Here is a 20,304-nt window from a genome sequence, read left to right as displayed (position 1 = left end):
AGATGCATTCGGTTATCGCAAAACTGCGAGGGCAGGCACAGGACGGCATCCAGAATACGCAAGGGGAATTCGGCAAGCTTTTGTCACTCTCGCCCATGTCTGTAAAGCTCGACGAGGACCCGACACCCTTGGAACCGTATGAGCTGTCGGCATTGCGTTCTGCCCAATTAAAGCCAGAAGATGTGGGCAAAAAAGTAGCCCTGTTGCGATGCAACAACGAGCAATACCTCCTGCTTGGGGTGGTGGAGTAATGTTTCCAGAGCTGAACGGAGACGAAACACAACTGGTTCAATCATCAGACAATCCGATCCCATGGACATACAAATTCGACTGGACTACAAAACAATTGCAGCAAGGGCCAGATGGTCGCTATTTGCGGACGACTACCTATGCGGAGTACCTGGAAGAGACAGCAAAGAAAATCTTGAATACGCGTCGTTTCCGGTACGAGATTTACTCAGAAAGGTACGGAGTAGACTTCCTATATGAGACAGGGAGGATGCGCTCGGGCATTTCATTGCCAGCGATTAAGGCGCAAGCACAAGAGGCGCTAGAGGCTCACAGTGAGGTTGAGCGTGCGGAAGTGGTAGACATTCGGTTTGAGGACAACCGGGTCATTTTTTCGCTCGAAATTGAGGGTACGAGAGGGACAACTAGGACGGAGGTGAATACATGGCAACGTTAGACAAACCAGAAATGCCGATTCTCAGGGAAACCCCGGATCAGATTTATCAGCGGATGGCGAATCGGATGGCATTGATAGCACAAAAGCGTGGAGAGACGCCACCAGCGACGGAAGAGGGAGAAATCTTTTATGACCTCGGTTATCCGATCGCAGAGGAAATCAGTGATCAGCAGCAGTTATTTGAGTACGGTTTTCTCCAGCGGTTTCTACCCTGGGCAGACGGGGAATTTCTGGATGCCACAGGCCTATTCTTCGGTTTATCTCGCAATGAGGCGGAGACAGACGACGCATATCGGCAGCGCTTAATTGATCGAGCTCGGACAGAAGAGGGAGACGGCAGACGCCAAGACTACGAGCGGTGGGCACGAAATGTAGGTGGGGTAGGCGGAGCAGTTGCTATCGAGAAGGCGCGACATGACCTATCTATCGACGTGTATATCACTGACCTGTCAGGAAACCCAGCGGGGCAGGAATTAGCTACGGTTGTACGAACGAAGCTGGAAGACAAACGAAGGGCCTTGCACGATTTGCAGGTACTGCCAGCGAACGTTTATCCGGTGACTATCGCTGTAAAACTTGCTTTGCGACCAGATGCGGAATTCGAGAAGGTCAAAGACCAAATTACTACTCAAATCAAAACCTACCTAAAAGGGCGTTCTCAGATCGTGTACCAGCAGATCGGAGCGCTCTTTTTCGTGGATGGGGTATTAGATTTCACAGGCTACACCTTAAACGGCGCTGAATTGAATTTGTCGGTGCCTGCTGACTCTGTATCGACACTAACCATGGCGGTGACAACATGATTCCAGAACGCTATCGGCAGATGCTGCCGCCGCAATGGTACGAGAATGAAGTGGCGGAATATCACTTTGAAGGTGCAGGGACAGTTGTAGATGCTTTCGATTTGCAGCGTGAGGACATCCTACAGCAGTTTAGCCCATGGTCAGCTACCTGGGGGCTGGATGTCTGGGATTGGATTTATTTTGGGAGAAAGCAATTGCTGAGTGTTGAGGAACGGCGAAAGAATATCCAGCAAAAGCACTGGTCATATCTTGGATTTACCCCAAGCGTGCTGCGTGCAATTGGTTTGAGTTCCTCGTCATTCAAGCATGTTCAGATGGTCGAGGATTACGGCAAAAAGGTGATTCGGTACGTCTACCCGATTGAGGACCGATTCGATACAAAGAATGCTGTTCAAGCTGTTGAGAGAATCAGGCCAGTTCATTGTAATGGAGTGGCTTTTGAACCTGTTGTGTCGGAGAAGATCGTGCTGCGAGATGTCTTAGTGGTTGGGATTAAGGAGTACCACAAGGTCAGTGAATTTCGTGTAGGAATGACACCAATCAAGCGTTACGAGGAGGTCGTGAAATGATCCTGCCAAGTTATCTTCAAACCGTCCGGAATGACCTGCTGGCTAGGGTGTCGGGCGGCGACATTTTGATAAACGGCTCAGTTTCAGTGCCTGTACAGGCTGTGGAGATTGCTTCGCATCCGATTGCTGGCATACAAGACGGGATAGCACTACAGGTATCTGCTCAGCATGTAGCCAGCGTGCCAGTCATCACAAATGTGAAGTTACGGACCAGAACCGGAGCTGTAGTCGCTGAGAAGATAGGATTCATTGAAATGAACGGGGCGCAGTTTGTAAATTTGACCTTCGTTATCGAAGCGAGAGGAGGGGTGTAGGTGTCTTACAACGCCAAGACCGACTGGAAACACGATGATCCGGTTACCGAACACGATATAAACCGTTGGGAACATGGGATTGCTGATGCTCACGCAGAGCTCGCTGTGCTCAAAGTAGATGTCTCGAACTTGAAAGTGCGGGTGAATACGATCGAATCCACCTTGCCCGACGGATTTGTACACAACAATTTTAACGATGACCTTTCCACTATCAGCTCAATCAAGGTAATTCGCGGTTACTATAACGAGGCTCAAAGTCGGTTGGAGGTTTAGATGGTAGAAACAGGAATGAGTCGCAATAACGGCCATTTGCGGATGGAAGGGGGAGGAACATGGCGCAAACGATAATTTCCGGGTTTGATGATATATGGGTATCACCAAGCAACTACAATACAAACAAGTACTCTGCCAATGAATCTAGTTATCGTGTAGTCCAGTTCGTAATTAAGCGCGTATCTGATGGGAAGTTATTTTTCGGTTACAAAGTGGAGTCCCTAGAAGCAAATACTTTTAGTGTAGGGATATACGATAAAGCTGGTGGAGTTTACCCAAGCATTGAAGCGAAAAATAAAAGTGGAATTGTTATCGGTGACGCTACAGGTCACGATAGGACATTATCAAAGTGGAGCAATAATGATACAGGAAACAACGCGATATTGGTCTATGCACTAGACAACTACAATGGAATAGAAAAAGTGCGATACTACGGTAAAGATAGTGCATGGGGTAATGACCTAGAAGCCAATAACATCTTTGTTGACATTAGTTTTACAAATGGTGGAAATTTCGCTGGATCGTTTGAAATTACAGGTACAGTTATTTCTTCGTATTTGAATATTGCACCAACCTTGTCCCTCACCTCACCTGCCAATAACCAGACAATTAAACAAGGAACAGACATTAACTTCCAATGGTCTGGCAGCGATCCTGACGGTGACGCACTCACATATACTTTGCAAGTTGGGACATCGGCAGGAGCATCCAATATCTACAATGCCAGCGTAGGCAGTGCTACGTCAAAGAAGGAAATCAGTACATCTTGGGCTGTTGGTTTGTACTATTGGAGGGTCGTTGCAAATGACGGAAAAGGCGGGGTTACAACATCTGTTGAGGGCACGTTTGGGATAGCTCTAGGAAATCTTGTTACTTTGGATAAATCCAATACAGTTATAACAGATACTTTTGTTTCCCAATCTTCACCAGCAGCATCTTTCGGAACAATTCAAAGCATCCAGTGGGGAAACGGAAGTTCTGGGGCTAATGACCAGATCAGGGCGCTACTCAAGTTTGATCTCGGTCCAATTCCAAACAATGCAATCATCAATAGTGCAACACTAAAACTATATAACTACAGTAATTCCGTAACAAGGCAAACGAATGTTCATCTAGTCACTTCTGTATGGGACAATTTTGCAACTTGGAATACACAGCCAAGCTATGACCCGTCAATCAAGAGTAGCTTCTCTAATTACCCAACAGGTCAGTACGTTTCGATTGACATAAAAACACTCGTACAAGATTGGGTGAATGGAACTCAGAACTTAGGGTTGTTATTGAAGGATTTTGATGAATCTGGGGCAGGAACCGTTCGAATTGCTTATTCCTCGGAGGGAACTTATAAGCCACAACTCACTATCGACTACTCCATCCCTGCAACAAGTAAAAAACAAGTTGAGTATGTGGGGAGTAATGGGAGTCAAATGTCCAACTCTTCGTCACTTCCTACAGGTCTGCCAAGTGGCTGGAAACAGGGAGATTTATTGATCGCCCACGTCCTGTCAAGTGATTCAGGAACATTGAACACACCTGCGGGCTGGACTCTTTTGAACACAGACACGAACGCACTAAGGCAAAGTCTGTATTATAAATTTGCGGGTGCCTCTGAGACTGCTCCTACTTTTACTTGTTCCACTGCTGTTAACTGGGTTAGTTATATTTCTGCATTTAGGAACGTTAAAGCGATTGATGTTACGAATGTTGGTAAGTCAAGCTCAGCTACGAGTGTTAGTCCACCAAGCACGTCTACAACAAAAGCTAATACACTGTTTGTTTTATTCAATTCAATAATGGGTAACAACACACAAGATCAACCCTTGGGTTACAATGAAATGTACGACTATACGCCTGCCAGCGGTGCATTTAACATTGAAGCATCAATGCACTATATGCATCTAGATTTAGACCAAACTTCTGCGGAAATGCAAACGAGAACTACCACGACTTCTAGTGGTATATTTATTTCAAGAGTAGTTGCACTCGAACCAATCACCAACAATCCGCCTACACTGACGCTCACGTCTCCTGCCAACAATCAAACATTGGCGGAAGGCAGCACCTACAAGCTGGAGGGCACAGTATCCGATGTTGAGGCAGGGAGTGCACTAGTCGTTAAATACTCCATAGCTGGCGGAACAACGCAGAGTATACCTGTAGGCACGTCTGACGGTAAAAATCCGAAGTCATTTAGCAAGACACTGACGTACTCACAAGGTCGTTTTTGGGACGGTCAGACGGACGTTTCAGGACTTCTACTAGCAGAGGTGTCATCCATCCAAGTGTGGGCGTATGACGGCACAGATGGTTCTACCAAGCAGATGCGTAATTTCACTGTAGTGCAAGAGAGCGGCAAGCTCTACGTGCCTGTCAACGTGGTATCGTCTGCTTATCTTGTGTCCAAGATGGCTCCGCCTGTGAGGGTGAGCAATGGGTGGATTATTGGAGCAGTTATGACAGGCAGTAACACAAGTCTGTATGTATCAAAAGACAACGGAAAGTTTTGGTCATTATTAAGAACGACAAGCTACAACCTGTCATCCATTTCCTTAGCTGCTAAAGGAAACAACGTATTCATAATCGGGGCTTTTAACAATACCAACATCCATATGTATAGAGTGGACGTGACAACTTCAAACGGAGAGGCAATTCCTCCGTTCTCTGTTTCCTTAGACTCTGGTCAAACGGCGTTGGGCGGTGTTACGACCGCAATCACCCTCGACGGCACCAAACTCTGGTGGGCAGCCAGCACGAAAAACAGCGCGTATCCGAACAGCTTCAACATCCGCACTGGTTCCATTCCAATCAATGCAGATGGAACGTTGGGAACGCCGAGTGCGGGGGAACAGATAACAAATATCAATGACATTTTGTTTCCAAGTTTCGCTCAAAGCCCTTCTTTAGTTACAGATGGAAATGGCACACCTTGTATTATTTTTGAAAACGTAGGTGCATTCGTTTCCTCTAATAATCAAGTAGGTTACACACAAGGAAACGCAATTACTTTTATTAAAAAAGATAAGACTTTAAGTTCTAGTATTTGCCTTAAATCTGACTGGAGCTACAGACCTATAGAACTTAATTCTAGTTACGCTCAAACGTCTCCTATGGCAATCCGAACACCAAACGGCAAGCTGCACGTTGTATGGCATGCGAGGGATGCTGCAAACACGACAGACAACTACGTGCGCTATTCGTATTCTATGGATGGTGTAACGTGGTCAACTCCGAAGAAGATCGGGGCCGGACAAACCGCTTCAATCACTTCAAATAAAAACGGGAAGCTGTTCCTTACTTATGAAAATGGCGGGTATATCAACAGACTTGAATCTACAAATGATTTTGCTAACTGGTCAACTGATGGTATGTTTGCTGTCGGTACAGTTCCAACATCACTGTATGATCCAACGTTTGCAACGGATTTTAGCATTCCACCGACGTTCTATCAGACTACAGATAAGGTCAAGTACCGTGGCGTTATAAACCTCAATAAACGCCCTAGCGTCACACTGGACACGCCTGACAATCAGACGCTTACCGAAAACACAACTCTAAGGGTATCTGGTCAGACTGTAGACGAGGACGCGGGAAATGTCATCACTGTATGGCACCAAATCAATAACGGACCTGCACAGGCGGCTGCATCCAGCATATCGGATGGTAGCACTCCTCTTTTATTTGACAAGATGCTTACTTACAAAAACAAACGGATTTACCTCGGATCTACGGACATCACAGGCATTGATCTTGCGGAGAAAACTGACCATATCCTGACTGTTTGGGCAGAGGACAACAAGCAGGGGAAGAGCCTGGAGGTCGCGCGTAAGTTTAGAGTCCTTCATAACCGAGCACCGGTAATCGATGGTGAAGACAAAGACCTCGGCGTCTTCAAGCAACCTCCAATAGTGTACTATTCCGCCACCGATCTAGAGGGCAACAATTTCACTTTTAGTGAGTATCTGGACGGGAAACAAATCAGATCATTCCAAGGAGTTGCAGGGCAGCAATACACGCTAGAAATTAGTCATGACGCTTGGCTTCGGCTTGATTTGGACGTGCAGCATCAAATCAAGATTGTTGCGACAGATAATGCAGGTATCTCGTCCGAGAGGATTTATACATTCACCAGAACAGAGACACATATCGAATTCCTGCTTAACTTCGATAGCCCGGATGTGCAGGGCCATTTCATCCTTGATGGTATGCCGAAAAGGGTACTTATCACGCTAGAGAGGTACATCCCAGAAGGTGCGTCCATTGAAAGTGTAAAGGTCTGCAACAATGCGCTGGATGCTGTGCCGACGTGGGAAGATTGCACGGGTGTTGTAAAGGGGAACCGTGGCTATCTATTCACCAACAAAACGAAGACTGCTGCAAATTGGGCGATCAATCTGTGGGTTGTCCTTGCCAAAGGAACAGCAACTGAGCATGTCAGATTAAACGGCTACGGAGGTGCATTTGATTGATTAAGACTCAGAACGTAGCTCCGATATCGAAAATTAGGCAAGAGCAAGAACAGGACCCCGTTATTACAATGGGACAGGAGCTCTCCTCACTCAAAATAAGCAACATCCAAAAGGATACGTTAATCCAAACAATGGGCGAACAGCTAGCCCAAGTTAAGCTTGAGCTCATCCAATTAAAAGGAGGTGCTAAGTGATGGTATTTTGGGAGTTGGCATTTAGCATGAAGTGGGTCACAGCAGATAAGCTGCGACTTGCTGTAAAGACTACATCCAATCCTTTTGGAGAAATCACTCCAAAGGAATTCAAGCAAATTACCAACCAAGATTTTTAAGCTATTACTATTTCATACACAGAGAATTTGAGTCAGCCCCGTAACTAACGGGGCTATTTTTGTTCCCCCAAGGGGGCGAGGAGGTACGAACTTATGAAATCCCTACACAGCCTAGAAAGCATCGCAACCCCAGCAAACGCCTGGGCGACAACAGCAGGTGCCATCGTGTCGCCCGCCTTTCACTATCTATACGGCACGAACCGCCAAGACATCCTGATCGTCCTCTTCTTCATGATCGTCCTCGACTGGATCACAGGCATCTCCGCCGCCAAAAAAGACCAATCCTACTCCTCCGACTACGGCCTGTCCCGAATCCCACGCACCTTATTCCTCATGTCTCTACCAGCCGTAGCCAACCTCCTAGACCGCGTCATGGGCACCCCAGGCTTCTTATTCTACGGCGTTACCTTCGGCCTCATCTACCACACCTGGACAAGCCTGACCGCCAATGCCCACCGCGCAGGCTGGCCGATGCCCAAATCCATTGAGAGATTAGTCAGCGCCGAAATCAAGGCAAAGGCAGAGCGAGCCAAACGAAAGGAGTCCTAGTAAACAATGAAAATCACCGAGATGCTTCTGTCCAACGTAAATTCCCGCCCCAAAAAGAAAATCGTTCCAAAAGGAGTCGTCATCCACTGGACGGCCAACGAGCGCAGCGGTGCAAATGCCGCCGCAAACCGAAACTACTTCAACAGACCAACGACAGTAGCGAGCGCCCACTACATCGTGGACGACAAAGAAATCATTCGCTGCCTGCCCGAGGACGAGATGGGCTACCACGTCGGGGCGAAAACTTATTCACAGGCCGCCCTGACCAAATTGAGCAACTACCCGAACAACTGCACGATTGGGATTGAAATGTGCGTCAATGCAGATGGAAGCTTTGAGAAAATGTACGAGCAAACAGTGGCACTGACCGCGGATATCTTGAAACGACATGGCTTGGGAGTCGAGCACCTGTGGCGTCATTACGACATTACGGGGAAAAACTGCCCGGCCTTTTTTGTCGTCAATACGGCCGCTCAAACATATACGAGAATGACAGCGAAAGACGCATGGGCAAAGTTTCAACAGGATGTCCACAGGTTTCTCACAGCTTATCCACAAAAACCACAGGCTGATGTGGATAAGTGTGCAGTTGAACTGACACTTACTTCCACAGGAAAACTAATCGATAATGTATCCTATGTACCTATCCGGATGATTGCGGAGGCAGTGGGTGGAGCAGTGGAATGGGAGCCTTCCACGCAAAAAGTGACCGTGAACGGACAGGAAGTCTCCTATGTAAACGACCAGGGAACTACTTTTGCGAAAACAAGAGAGCTGGCTGCCTTGCTTGGACTGCAAGTGGAGTGGGACGAGCCGAGAAAAGCGGTCGTATTGAAGAAATAAAAGAAAAAGCCGCAGATTCCGTCTGCGACTTTTCCTATACATACTGTTACCTAATCAAAATCTGAATGATATCCGCTGCGCTCAAGACAGCGCTTGGCTTCGTCTCCTGCTCATTCAGTCGAATATGCCCGTCCTTGATCTTGCGGACAATCTGGCTGCGGCTCCAGCCTTCTATCTGCTCTGACAGCAGCTTGTCGAGGCGGAAGCGAGCCTCTGCGCGCTCAATCCGAATCGTCACTTCCCGAACGCCGTTTTCCTGATATTCATGTAAGGGGAGAGTTGGGAGTGGCGCGATTTCTACACTGAACTCCGTGTCTGGCACCTCCCGATGATCTGTAAAGGCTTTGTAGATGGCCAGCTTTTCGTTCCACGTATGATTTTTCTCGCATTTATAGATAGCGAAGCGATAGATGTTTTTGCCGTTAGCGTTGTGGCGGCGGACGTTTGTATCGAAAAAGAGAACGATTCGCCCGCAATTGCTGCAATATCGCCGCACTGGCTGATTTTCATGATTTTCACGTAATACCCACGTATGCTCGATGGTATGCATGGTCCTTCACCTCGTGTAAAAAGTGAAAGGAACGCACCTGCTATTTGGATGTCCTGTAGGGCAGGCCTGTTTTTGGACACAAAAAAACGGAGATTCCCCATAGCGAACCTCCGTTAGGATCTACACCTACAGATTTCGTTACGTTCCTTTGTAATGGGAAAAAAGGGCAGACTGCACCTGTGCGAAAAACAATTTGTTTTCCGAAGGGCAAGCTATCCAGTTTTTTAGGCCATTACAAAGTAGTTGTTGGCATACGTAGTTACCGTACCTTTCCATCCAAATAGTCGTTGCACCAATATACCATATAATGGGTTAGTTTCCAAGGGGGATTGTATTGTTGCCCACAGGAGGACGCGTGGTTTTGACGCGTAATGGAGCGGAGCCGTAGATTTGCTTCATCCAGGTTCGCGCTTCGGCAAAGTCACTCTCCCGATAGAGATGAAAAGCGGGATGGTGTGTGTCCACAAAAAGGGACAAACCTAAAGCCTGAGCCCGAATGCAGAAATGACGGTCCTCGCCCCAGAAGCTCAGATTTGGAATTTGTTTAAAGCTGACGCCAGCCTGCAGCGCTTTTCTGCGGATGAGGGTGCAAGCCCCTAAACCACCTATCTCATATACGCCGGGGACACGGAGTTGTCCGTAGAAAGCGTACTTCCGCAAGTATTGTTCTTCTAAGGAAATTTGTTCGTGGCGTGCGCATTCGAATTGGGTATATTCATCTTTGAGCCACACCTGTGGGACGGGGACGGTATCTGGTGTCCAGCTCGTCCAGAAGATTTCAGATATGATCTGTTTGTCAGAGGCGAGCAAAACTTCCAAAGTAGCTGGCTGGGGAAGCAAATCCGAATCGATGAGAAAGAGGGCATCGTAATCGTGGTGTTTGGCGCGGGCGATCATTTCGTCCTTGAAGCCAGCGACCTTCCAAACGAGTGCGTCGCTCCAGTAGTGGGTCGTTTCATCGCATGTGAAAGGATGGAGGCCGCCAGCAGCGGGGATAATGTCGACCTGTCCCGTATGTTTGTCTGCAAAGCTTTGAAGGATTTTGCTCGAAAGCGGATCGGTATTGTCATCTACAAACAAATAGTGCAACGTCAAGTTTGAGGTCGACAGCCTTTCTAATGAAAACAAAAACATCCGGAGAACATCTGGTTTCTGACAAACTGGACTTCCGATTAGCACGCTTGTTTTCACGCTCATAGCACCACCTCTCGCTTTTGTGCGAAGTACGAAGCATGTATAGAGCTCGCTGTGCAATCGTAGACAAGGGATTCATGTGCCTTGCCCATGCGCTCCATGCACCGTCCCAAAAAGTGAAAAGCGTAAAAGCTCCCCATTCCTTGCTCACTAAAATGCTCCCACAGATTGTCCCCGATCTCCAAGCAATACTCGAAAGCTTTTATCGCCTCGGCATACAGACCATGCTCCATCAGGAAGACGCCTTTGTAAAAATGGAGGTCTACGTAATTAGGGTAGATTTGAATAGCTCGTGCAATACCTGGCCATGCTCCGCGCATACTGCCATGCTGGAAAAGAATATCGAATTTCAGCTTGTAGCAAATAGACGGGGGAGGTTGTTTGGTGGTCAAAAAGCCTTTCATTGCTTGATTCACCAGTGTAAAGGCATGCTCTAATTGTTTAGCGCGAAAAAATTCGTTTGCGAGATGGTAATCGCACCAAGGGTCTTGCTTGGATTGCTTTCTTTCGTGACGCATGAGTCTCAAGTTGCGCAAAGCTTTTTGTTTTCGTTGAACGGCATCTTCCAAATATCCGAAATGGTGAATATATACAGGAAGCAAAGGAACGGCGAGATCCCTAGAAACGGAGACCGGCCATTGAAGCACTTCGTGTATGTCTCGCACAAATCGGAACCCTTTTTTGTTGCGAAATAAGCGGATATGCCCGGATCGGTAGGCGGAGTGGCGCGAAGCTTGCTCCTTTTGCGAACCAGTGTAATGGATCATTTTCATAAAAAAGGCGTCACCTTTGCTCGTACTCACAGCCTGACGAAGTATTCCCGGTTTTTCTTCCTGGACGATTTCATCCGCATCCAGCCATAAAATCCACTCTCCCTTGGCAACCTGCAATCCGGCGTTTCTCGCTTTCGCAAAGCTGTTTTCCCAAGGAATCTCCAGAACTTTCGCTCCGTATTTCCGACAAATATCCTGTGTACCATCGGTTGATCCTGTATCGACAACAATGATCTCGTCTACAACCATACGCACGCTGGACAGACATGCTTCGATCTGGTCTGCTTCGTCTTTGACGATCATGCATAGGGAAAGGAGAGGCGGGCTCATTCGGATGATCACCTTCTTTTCGGTGTTGTCAGAACATATTGTTACACCATATTCGTTCGAGGAGATGGTTATGAAAGTACGGATACATAAAGGGGGATGGAAGGAAATAGGATGTTGAGAAAATGATTTTTGGGGGAGGGGGCGATCTGCATGTTCACGGTCAGCTTGTGCATGATCGTTCGGGATGAGGAAGAATCACTCGGTCGATGCTTGTCGACGGTCTACGATTTGGTGGATGAAATCATCATTGTCGATACAGGGTCGACCGATCGGACCAAAGAAATTGCATTGACCTATGGTGCACATTTGTTTGATTTTACCTGGGTGGACGATTTTTCAGCAGCTCGTAACTTTGCTTTTGCACAAGCCAAGATGACGTACATTTTTTGGCTGGATGCGGATGATGTGCTTTTGGAAGTGGATCGGGAACGATTTGCAGCACTGAAGGCCTTAGATACTTTTGATTACGACAGTGTCTCGATGCCGTACCACTTAATGGTAGATGAGCGAGGGAAGCCCGTTCACTATTTGAGAAGAAATCGCCTCGTCAGACGGAAGTGCAACTTTGTTTGGCATGGGGCGGTCCATGAGTATTTGGCTGTCGCGGGGGAAATTCTGCACAGTGAAATCGCCATTACTCACCAAAAAAATAAGCCGTATACAGACCGGAATTTGCAAATTTACGTAAAGCGCAAGGAAAAAGGCGAAGCTTTTGATCCGCGTGACCAATTTTATTTTGCAAATGAACTGTTCGATCATGCGAGGTACGAAGAGGCGGCTGAGCAGTATCAGTTGTTTTTAGACGAAGGCTTGGGTTGGATCGAGGATCAAATATGGGCGTGCCAGAAGCAGTCAGAGTGTTACGCTCACTTGAAGCAACCTGAAAAACAGATTCAATCTTTGACCAGGACATTTGCGATTGACCTTCCGCGTGCGGAGAATTGTTGCAGGATGGGGGCTTTTTTTGCGGAGAAGCAGGATTTCCCGAAGGCCATTTATTGGTACCGGCAAGCGACATTATTGGAGCGACCACAAGACTCCATGGGGAAGGTAGATGAATCGGCATGGACGTGGCTGCCTCATATACAGCTATGCTACTGCTACGATCGGCTCGGGGATCAACGAAAGGCTAAAATTCACCACGACATGGCAAAAATGTATTACCCGACGCATCCAAGTGTAGCGTACAACGAAGCTTATTTTGCAAGGCTGGGGCAACTGGATTCGGTAGAACAGTAGGTGGCTATACTCCTTCTTGGGTTGTAGGTGTTGTATTTGGGAAATTGTTATTTGCACGGATCTTCTCTACAAAATAGAATCGATCCTCGTTGATTAAAGAAGGAGATTCTCCATCCGTTACTGGTAAGAGCTGCATGACAGTTTGTTGGAATCCCTTTTTAGATTAAGGGGGATGGCTTCTTTTTTGGAGGAAGAGGATGGATGAAAACCAAGACCCCGTTTACGGTTTTGTAAAGCACATCGATAACGATTACTCCTCGCAATGATTCCTCTAATGAATGAGCAACGCTCTCCTTTCTCCTTCTAGTTTCTCGTAGTTGTCTGTAAGTGCCATTCTTTTTGTCCAATACTTTTTCAGGTGATTGGGAAATCAGTATGCCACGGCTTCTTGTGTAACAACTCATGAGGGAGGGGAAACATCCTTTTCAAAGAGGAGGAGAATCATGTCATTTCCAAATATACCGAATATCACCCCGACCATTCATATAGGGCGTGACGAAGCGCTCAATTTAATGTTGTCTTCTTTAGCTATGGAAGAGTTGGGGCTTAGTCATATTTTAAATGCGGAAGCTGAAAAAATTCAGTATGCACTCGGGACAATTCCGGGGCTATCTGGACCAGGAGCCACCATTTCGGATTTGCTCGCGTTAAACAAGAGTGCGCGGGACATGCTCGAAGCAACGACAAAGCAAGACATGCTTTTGCAAAAGAAATTGGAAGCGGTGCTGGATGCTTCTAAATATCCGGTAAGGAGGATTACGGGGCCAACAGGGCCGACGGGAGCGACTGGGGCGAGAGGAGCAACGGGAGCGACTGGGGCGAGAGGAACAACGGGAGCGACCGGGGCGAGAGGAGCAACGGGAGCGACTGGAGTAATAGGAGGAACCGGAGCAACTGGAGTAATAGGAGGAACCGGAGCAACTGGAACAACTGGAGCAACTGGAACAACTGGAACAACTGGAACAACAGGAGAGACTGGGGCAACTGGAGTAACCGGAGTAACCGGAGTAACCGGAGTAACGGGAGCGACTGGAGCAACGGGAACAACCGGAACAACGGGAGAGACTGGAGTAACCGGGGCCACCGGAGCAACGGGATCAACTGGAACAACGGGAGAGACCGGAGCAATCGGAGAGACGGGAATAACGGGAACGACTGGAGCAACAGGAGAGACCGGACCAACCGGAGAGACTGGGGTGACCGGGGCCACCGGGGCAACGGGAGAGACCGGAGCAATCGGAGAGACCGGAGCAACAGGGGGGACCGGATTAACAGGTGAGGCTGGATCAACCGGAGAGGCTGGGGCAACCGGAGCAACTGGAGTAACCGGAGCAACAGGAGAGACCGGAACAACCGGAGCGACTGGGGTAACCGGAGCAACGGGATCAACTGGAACAACTGGAACAACGGGAGAGACCGGAGCAATCGGAGAGACGGGAATAACGGGAACGACTGGAGCAACAGGAGAGACCGGACCAACCGGAACGACTGGAGCAACCGGAGCAACCGGAGCAACTGGAGCAACTGGAGCAACAGGAGAGACCGGACCAACCGGAGCGACTGGGGTAACCGGATCAACCGGAGCGACTGGACCAACAGGAGAGACCGGGGCAACTGGAGTAACCGGATCAACGGGATCAACCGGAGCGATTGGACCAACAGGAGAGACTGGAGCAACAGGGGAGACCGGAGCGACTGGAACAACCGGAGAGACCGGGTCAACTGGAGTAACCGGAGTAACGGGAGAGACCGGAGTATCGGGTGCGACTGGAACAACTGGAACAACAGGAGAGACCGGGTCAACTGGAGTAACCGGAGCAACGGGAGAGACCGGAGCAACCGGAGAGACCGGAATAACGGGAACGACTGGAGCAACAGGAGAGACCGGGTTAACTGGAGAAACCGGATCGACCGGACCTACTGGAACGACCGGAGCAACTGGTGAGACTGGATCAACGGGAGAGACCGGAGTAACTGGAGAAACGGGAGAGACCGGAGCAACTGGAGCAACGGGAGAGACCGGAGCAACTGGAGCAACGGGAGAGACCGGAGCAACTGGAGCAACGGGAGAGACTGGAACAACCGGAGAGACCGGGGCAACTGGAGTAACGGGAGAGACCGGATCAACTGGAGCAACAGGAGAGACCGGGGCAACTGGAGTAACCGGAACAACAGGATCAACTGGATCAACGGGAGCGACTGGAGAGACCGGAGCGACTGGAGAGGCCGGATCAACAGGAGAGACCGGATCAACTGGAGCAACTGGAGCAACGGGTGCGACTGGAACAACCGGAACAACCGGAACAACCGGAGAGACCGGACCAACGGGACCAACCGGAGCGACAGGAGAGACCGGAGCAACCGGAGAGACGGGAATAACGGGAACGACTGGAGCAACAGGAGCGACCGGGTCAACTGGAGAAACCGGATCGACCGGACCAACTGGAACGACCGGAGCAACTGGATCAACGGGATCAACGGGAGCAACTGGATCAACGGGAGCGACTGGAGCGACTGGAACGACTGGACCAACAGGAGCGACCGGGGCAACTGGAGAAACCGGAGAGCCCGGAGCAACCGGAGAGACGGGAATAACGGGAACGACTGGAGCAACCGGATCGACCGGGGCAACTGGAGAAACCGGATCGACCGGGGCAACTGGAGAAACCGGATCGACCGGACCAACCGGACCAACCGGACCAACGGGAACGACCGGAGCACCTGGTGAGACTGGAGCAACTGGATCAACGGGAGAGACTGGAACAACCGGAGAGACCGGAGCAACCGGAGAAACTGGTGCAACGGGAGAGACCGGAGCAACTGGAGAGACGGGAATAACGGGAACGACTGGATCAACCGGAGCGACTGGAGCAACCGGAGAGACCGGGACAACTGGAGTAACAGGAGAGACCGGGGCAACGGGAGCGACTGGAGCAACCGGAGAGACCGGGTCAACTGGAGAAACCGGATCGACCGGACCAACTGGAACGACCGGAGCAACTGGTGAGACTGGATCAACGGGAGAGACCGGAGCAACGGGAGAGACCGGAGCGATTGGACCAACAGGGGAGACCGGAGAAACGGGATCAGCCGGAGCGATTGGAACAACAGGGGAGACCGGAGAAACTGGAGTAACCGGAGCAACGGGAGAGACCGGAGCAATCGGAGAGACGGGAGCAACCGGAACGACTGGAACAACAGGAGAGACCGGATCAACTGGAGTAACCGGAGCAACTGGAGAGACCGGAGCAACCGGAGAGACCGGAGCAACTGGAGAGACCGGAGCAACTGGAGAGACCGGAGCAACCGGAGAAACTGGAGAAATCGGAGAGACGGGAGAGACCGGAGTAACTGGAGCAACGGGAGAGACCGGAGCAACTGGAGAGACCGGATCAACCGGAGCCACCGGAGCGATTGGTGCAACCGGATCGACTGGAGCAACCGGAGAGACTGGAGAGACCGGGGTAACTGGATCAACCGGATCAACCGGACCAACAGGAGCCACGGGAACAACTGGAACAACAGGAGTGACGGCAGCCACAGGAACCACGGGATCAACCGGAGCGACTGGATCGACAGGGTCAACAGGAGCAACGGGAACCACTGGAGCGACTGGTGCAACGGGAGAGACCGGATCGACAGGAGCAACGGGAGCGACAGGAGTAACCGGAGCCACTGGCCCCACCGGAGCCACCGGTACAGTCTTCACCAACATCAACGCCTTCGGGGCCAATACCTCAGGAGCTCTCATAGCAGTAATCCTAGGAGGAACGAATATCCCTCTACCGAACAACCAGGTGTTAGCAGGTGGCATTACGGTGAATGGCGCCAATACCGTATTTACGGTTCCGTCTGCAGGCAACTATTTAATTTCATACTCCATTAACACAACAGCGGCATTACTGGTTAGCTCAAGAATCTTGATAAATGGGACGCCATTCACACCAACGATCATCTCACCAGCTTTATCACTTTCATCGTTCAATAATACCGTCATCGCTCCTCTCACCGCTGGAGCCACAATTACGCTGCAACTGTTTGGATTATTGGGAACAGCTCCCCTTCTGACAGGGGCTGGAGCGACCTTGACGATTATTAAAATAAGCACGTAGTAGGCAAAAGGAGCTACGATGACAAGTAGCTCCTTTCCCCTTGCTATTTCTTTTTCGCTAAAGTAGTAAAAATATTTAGTTAATTAACAGCGATGATAGTATAATAGGTTGGAAGGGGATTTGCCTATTAATCGGAGTGGGGATAGATGCCGATGGATGACTTGGCAGTATATTTGGACGAGCACGAGGCAACGATCGTGAAAGAATTCAAGCGACGAATTGCCGTTTCGGACAGTGATCAATACAAGGGATTGATCCATCTGAATGGGCAAGCACTGTATCGTATGGTTATTGAATATTTTCGTTCGGAAATCACTCTTGAGGATATTAAAGAATTGGCTTACAAGGTCGCATTTGAACGAAACCGGGCAGAGACCAACATTGGCGATTTTGTTTCCAACGTGTGCATGGGCAGGGAAATGGTTATCGATCTTCTCCAAAAAGGTCCGTTTACGCCTTCCGCTTTAATGCCTGCCTTATTGAAAATAAACGAATGCTTTGATGTCTTTTTGGTACACGCTGTTTTCAAATACACCGACCTCAAGGACAACGATTTGGAAGAGAAGAAGCTATTTATCGAGCGTTCTCACAAAGACAGGCTCACGATCCTAGGGCAAATGGCGTCCAGCTTCGTCCATGAATTCCGAAATCCGCTTACTTCCATTATGGGATTCTCTCGTTTGTTAAAAGAAGATTATCCGAATCTCCCTTACGTAGAGATTATTGAAAATGAGCTGCGGCAATTGAACTACCGAGTTTCGCAGTTTTTGCTGGTCTCGAAAAAGGGAGCGGTCTATAAGCAAATGGAGGTTTTTAGCGTTTGGGAGTTGTTCGATGAGATTCTTTCCTTCCTCTATCCGAATATCGTTGACGTGAATGTGGATATTAAATGCAGTATCGATCCTACCTTTCAACTAAAAGGCTACAAGGATGAGATGAAGCAGGTGTTTATCAACATCATTTCCAATGCGCTGGATGCGTTACATAAAAAAACAGGCGAAAAGGAGATTGTCATTGAGGTGTCCCAAACGCCTGACAGGTCCTTAATTACCGTTTCCAACAATGGATCGCCAATTCCGCCTGACCTGCTCTCGGTTATTTTTGAACCGTTTTTCACGACGAAGGAGCTCGGTACCGGAATTGGCTTATACGTCTGCAAAGAAATCATTGAGCGGCATGGAGGAACGATTACGTGTGAGTCTACTGATCAGCAGACGAACTTTTCCATGCAGTTCAAGCCCTGCGACACATGTACAAGTGGTTCGATGTCGATGAGCCAGCATATCTAACGCCACAAAAAACGACCTATCCATGAAGGCACGATCGAAAACAGACGTGCACCATGAATAGGTTATTTTTTTGTAAAAAACGACGTGGTTGTTTATTTGCTAGCGTGAAGCTGCCTGCGTGTTTGTCGCATGGTTTTGGAGACACGCTCCAGTTTGTTTACCAGCCAAACCAGCATGAGCGCCAACAGACAACTGCACCCGATAATCAGGAGCAAGTACAGCAGCGAGTACCACGTGTTTTCAAACAGCCAAGCGACCTCGCCGTATTTCTCAAACAGATAATCTTTGAACATGATCAAAAAAGCAGAGTGGAACAAGAAAATAAAATACGTCAGCCCTTTTCGAAACTTGATGTGCAAACGATCGACGCGTTCCAGAAAGAAGACCATGAGCACGAGAAACGACAGAAGCGTGGCGAAGACAAAAGTCAAATGCACAGCCACATACAGCTTGTTTGAGACAACAAAAAACATCGCAGCCGCAGTGGAAACACCCGTCATCAGCGTCAAGATGGAGCGGTTGTTTCGCAAAAAGGAAAGGATTGATTCACGGTACCAATACAACACGTGCCCCATGTACAGGGTAAAAATCCAGCTCGGGAGCATATGACGCGTGGTGAGCCCGAACCAGCCCTGATGAATAAAATTGATGTACACATACTGAATACCGAGCAGAATCCAGATGACATAAAAAATGTTGCGCTTGGTGATCACACGGCGAAACAGATAGGCAAAAACGTAATACTGGCAAATCATAAACACAAAGTACAGATGGTCACCCGTTTTGCCTAAAACAATGTTCGTAAAGTCCTGGGCAGTATGAGGCATCCCTTTTTTCAACAAGTAATGGTACAGGATACCAGATACTAAATAGGGGACAAAAATATACAGAAGCTTCCCTGAAAAAAACTCGCGAGCAGAAGGGCTCTTGGCTTCAAAAGAATAAGCAGTTAAATAACCGGTGGCGATCGTCAACAGAACAGTGCCGTAGCGACTGATCTGATTGAGGGCCACGATCCAAAACGGATCTGTAAAAGAAAGTGCAGAAGCCGTGAAATGACCGACTACAACGAGAAAACTTGAGAAGAGCTGGATGTAAAACAGAGATTTCAAGATTTTTGAATCTGTATACATTTCGATATTCTCCATTTCATCGTTTGTCGGCTGACGTTGTCGCTCAAACAATAAACTGTGAATGGTTCTTATGATAATAAAGTTTTCTTTGATTCGTATTTGGACAGGGGAGGAGAGTTCTGGAAAGGGGAAAAAAGAAAGAAAGCCACACCCGAGCGCGTAGCTTTCGCACGAGTATGGCTTTCATGCATTATTTCGGATTCTTTTTCATTTCATCGATGGTCTCACTGACCACAAATGCCAAATCGTCATTGCCAAACAGCGACAATACACCAAGGAGAGTCGCATCAGGAATGTCCTCTGCTTCTTCTTTGGGTACGGTATTGTCCAGCATCTGAGCGAGTAACGTATTTTCCCCTTGAGCGGGATAAGCGCGGCGGTATAATTCGCGTGCATCTAGACCGTGATTCACACACCATTGGGCAAAAACGAGAATCATCATGCCCTCGTCGCGCTGGTAGGCTTGAATCACTTGATCTTCCATCTCTTTTCGGTTCATGGGCATACTCCTCTAACATTCGTACGTCATGAGCTTATTGTAGAGAAGAGGAAGAATCCCCGCAAGAAAAAAGAAAAGAAGGGCTCAAGAGTTCCGCTTGCTACTGTGATTGGTTAGGACTGGCAGCATGCGCGTGTCTTTTACCATACGGGCATGGCAAAAGGGGCAGCTCGGGCTCTTATCAAAGGAAAAGTTATCTCTCATCCAGCACGTACAGCCTTCGTTACTGCACGTCCATACATCTGTTTCCTCTTCTTCGATTGGAACGACTGCTTTTTTTGAGAAATACACATGAACTCCTCCTTTGCAGGGCAAAAGTGCACAAAGTAACCTCTATTAATGTGTGATGGAA

At 48.6% G+C, this 20,304-nt stretch carries 20 protein-coding genes; 14 read left to right on the top strand and 6 right to left on the bottom strand.

Annotated features, from left to right (window positions below; translation table 11 throughout):
- The first annotated feature begins 2 nt into the window (after positions 1-2).
- The 11 genes from ACKKE8_RS27705 (at position 3) to ACKKE8_RS27655 (ending at position 8,833) form a co-directional block, all read left to right on the top strand.
- A complete protein-coding gene (locus ACKKE8_RS27705) occupies positions 3-251 on the top strand; it encodes a hypothetical protein (RefSeq protein WP_409175836.1) in 249 nt (82 codons plus the stop codon).
- Entirely contained in the window at positions 251-685 is a 435-nt protein-coding gene (locus ACKKE8_RS27700; RefSeq protein WP_409175835.1) for a DUF2634 domain-containing protein, read from the top strand. Before ACKKE8_RS27705 ends, ACKKE8_RS27700 begins: the two co-directional genes overlap by 1 nt.
- Positions 673-1,488, top strand: coding sequence for a baseplate J/gp47 family protein (locus tag ACKKE8_RS27695; RefSeq protein ID WP_409175834.1), 816 nt, complete (start codon positions 673-675; stop codon positions 1,486-1,488). Before ACKKE8_RS27700 ends, ACKKE8_RS27695 begins: the two co-directional genes overlap by 13 nt.
- Positions 1,485-2,057: a hypothetical protein gene (locus ACKKE8_RS27690; protein ID WP_409175833.1), complete on the top strand. Its 573-nt coding sequence runs from the start codon at positions 1,485-1,487 to the stop codon at positions 2,055-2,057. Before ACKKE8_RS27695 ends, ACKKE8_RS27690 begins: the two co-directional genes overlap by 4 nt.
- A complete protein-coding gene (locus ACKKE8_RS27685) occupies positions 2,054-2,371 on the top strand; it encodes a hypothetical protein (protein WP_409175832.1) in 318 nt (105 codons plus the stop codon). The genes ACKKE8_RS27690 and ACKKE8_RS27685 overlap by 4 nt, the downstream gene beginning before the upstream one ends.
- Positions 2,372-2,644 carry a hypothetical protein gene (locus ACKKE8_RS27680; protein WP_409175831.1) on the top strand — a complete coding sequence of 91 codons (273 nt, stop codon included), beginning with the start codon at positions 2,372-2,374 and terminating at the stop codon, positions 2,642-2,644.
- 59 nt (positions 2,645-2,703) lie between these two features.
- Entirely contained in the window at positions 2,704-7,110 is a 4,407-nt protein-coding gene (locus tag ACKKE8_RS27675; RefSeq protein WP_409175830.1) for a DNRLRE domain-containing protein, read from the top strand.
- The gene (locus ACKKE8_RS27670) at positions 7,107-7,304 is read left to right on the top strand and encodes an XkdW family protein (protein ID WP_409175829.1); all 198 of its coding nucleotides are present in this window, start codon (positions 7,107-7,109) and stop codon (positions 7,302-7,304) included. The genes ACKKE8_RS27675 and ACKKE8_RS27670 overlap by 4 nt, the downstream gene beginning before the upstream one ends.
- The gene (locus tag ACKKE8_RS27665; protein WP_409179214.1) at positions 7,304-7,441 is read left to right on the top strand and encodes an XkdX family protein; all 138 of its coding nucleotides are present in this window, start codon (positions 7,304-7,306) and stop codon (positions 7,439-7,441) included. Before ACKKE8_RS27670 ends, ACKKE8_RS27665 begins: the two co-directional genes overlap by 1 nt.
- A 93-nt stretch (positions 7,442-7,534) precedes the next feature.
- Positions 7,535-7,990, top strand: a complete 456-nt coding sequence (locus tag ACKKE8_RS27660; RefSeq protein WP_409175828.1) for a holin family protein — start codon at positions 7,535-7,537, stop codon at positions 7,988-7,990.
- A gap of 6 nt (positions 7,991-7,996) precedes the next feature.
- Positions 7,997-8,833: an N-acetylmuramoyl-L-alanine amidase gene (locus tag ACKKE8_RS27655; RefSeq protein WP_409175827.1), complete on the top strand. Its 837-nt coding sequence runs from the start codon at positions 7,997-7,999 to the stop codon at positions 8,831-8,833.
- A 46-nt stretch (positions 8,834-8,879) separates the two neighbouring features.
- On the opposite strand, the gene ACKKE8_RS27650 is transcribed toward ACKKE8_RS27655, so the two are convergent.
- From ACKKE8_RS27650 to ACKKE8_RS27640, 3 genes are all read right to left on the bottom strand, one after another.
- Entirely contained in the window at positions 8,880-9,383 is a 504-nt protein-coding gene (locus ACKKE8_RS27650; RefSeq protein WP_409175826.1) for a S4 domain-containing protein, read from the bottom strand.
- Between the two features lie 312 nt (positions 9,384-9,695).
- Complete coding sequence (locus ACKKE8_RS27645; protein WP_409175825.1) at positions 9,696-10,580, bottom strand: glycosyltransferase family 2 protein; 885 nt, start codon at positions 10,578-10,580, stop codon at positions 9,696-9,698.
- Entirely contained in the window at positions 10,577-11,680 is a 1,104-nt protein-coding gene (locus ACKKE8_RS27640) for a glycosyltransferase (protein WP_409175824.1), read from the bottom strand. The genes ACKKE8_RS27645 and ACKKE8_RS27640 overlap by 4 nt, the downstream gene beginning before the upstream one ends.
- Before the next feature lie 150 nt (positions 11,681-11,830).
- Between ACKKE8_RS27640 and ACKKE8_RS27635 the strand changes: the two genes are divergently transcribed.
- The 3 genes from ACKKE8_RS27635 to ACKKE8_RS27625 all read left to right on the top strand — a co-directional run bounded on the left by ACKKE8_RS27635 (position 11,831) and on the right by ACKKE8_RS27625 (position 18,320).
- Positions 11,831-12,919, top strand: coding sequence for a glycosyltransferase (locus tag ACKKE8_RS27635; RefSeq protein ID WP_409175823.1), 1,089 nt, complete (start codon positions 11,831-11,833; stop codon positions 12,917-12,919).
- A gap of 443 nt (positions 12,920-13,362) precedes the next feature.
- Positions 13,363-17,031, top strand: a complete 3,669-nt coding sequence (locus ACKKE8_RS27630) for a BclA C-terminal domain-containing protein (RefSeq protein WP_409175822.1) — start codon at positions 13,363-13,365, stop codon at positions 17,029-17,031.
- 146 nt (positions 17,032-17,177) lie between these two features.
- Positions 17,178-18,320, top strand: coding sequence for a histidine kinase N-terminal domain-containing protein (locus ACKKE8_RS27625; RefSeq protein ID WP_409175821.1), 1,143 nt, complete (start codon positions 17,178-17,180; stop codon positions 18,318-18,320).
- A 92-nt stretch (positions 18,321-18,412) separates the two neighbouring features.
- On the opposite strand, the gene ACKKE8_RS27620 is transcribed toward ACKKE8_RS27625, so the two are convergent.
- From ACKKE8_RS27620 to ACKKE8_RS27610, 3 genes are all read right to left on the bottom strand, one after another.
- Positions 18,413-19,453, bottom strand: a complete 1,041-nt coding sequence (locus ACKKE8_RS27620; RefSeq protein ID WP_409175820.1) for an acyltransferase family protein — start codon at positions 19,451-19,453, stop codon at positions 18,413-18,415.
- Between the two features lie 190 nt (positions 19,454-19,643).
- Positions 19,644-19,952 (bottom strand): hypothetical protein, encoded by a 309-nt coding sequence (locus ACKKE8_RS27615; protein WP_016741286.1) that lies wholly within the window; start codon positions 19,950-19,952, stop codon positions 19,644-19,646.
- Between the two features lie 84 nt (positions 19,953-20,036).
- Complete coding sequence (locus ACKKE8_RS27610) at positions 20,037-20,243, bottom strand: cold-shock protein (RefSeq protein WP_016741285.1); 207 nt, start codon at positions 20,241-20,243, stop codon at positions 20,037-20,039.
- Between the last annotated feature and the right edge of the window lie 61 nt (positions 20,244-20,304).

The organism is Brevibacillus fortis (assembly GCF_046196545.1).
GTDB lineage: Bacteria > Bacillota > Bacilli > Brevibacillales > Brevibacillaceae > Brevibacillus > Brevibacillus fortis_A.
Note: the sequence above shows the minus strand (reverse complement) of the source record. Positions and strands in the feature narration are given on the sequence as shown.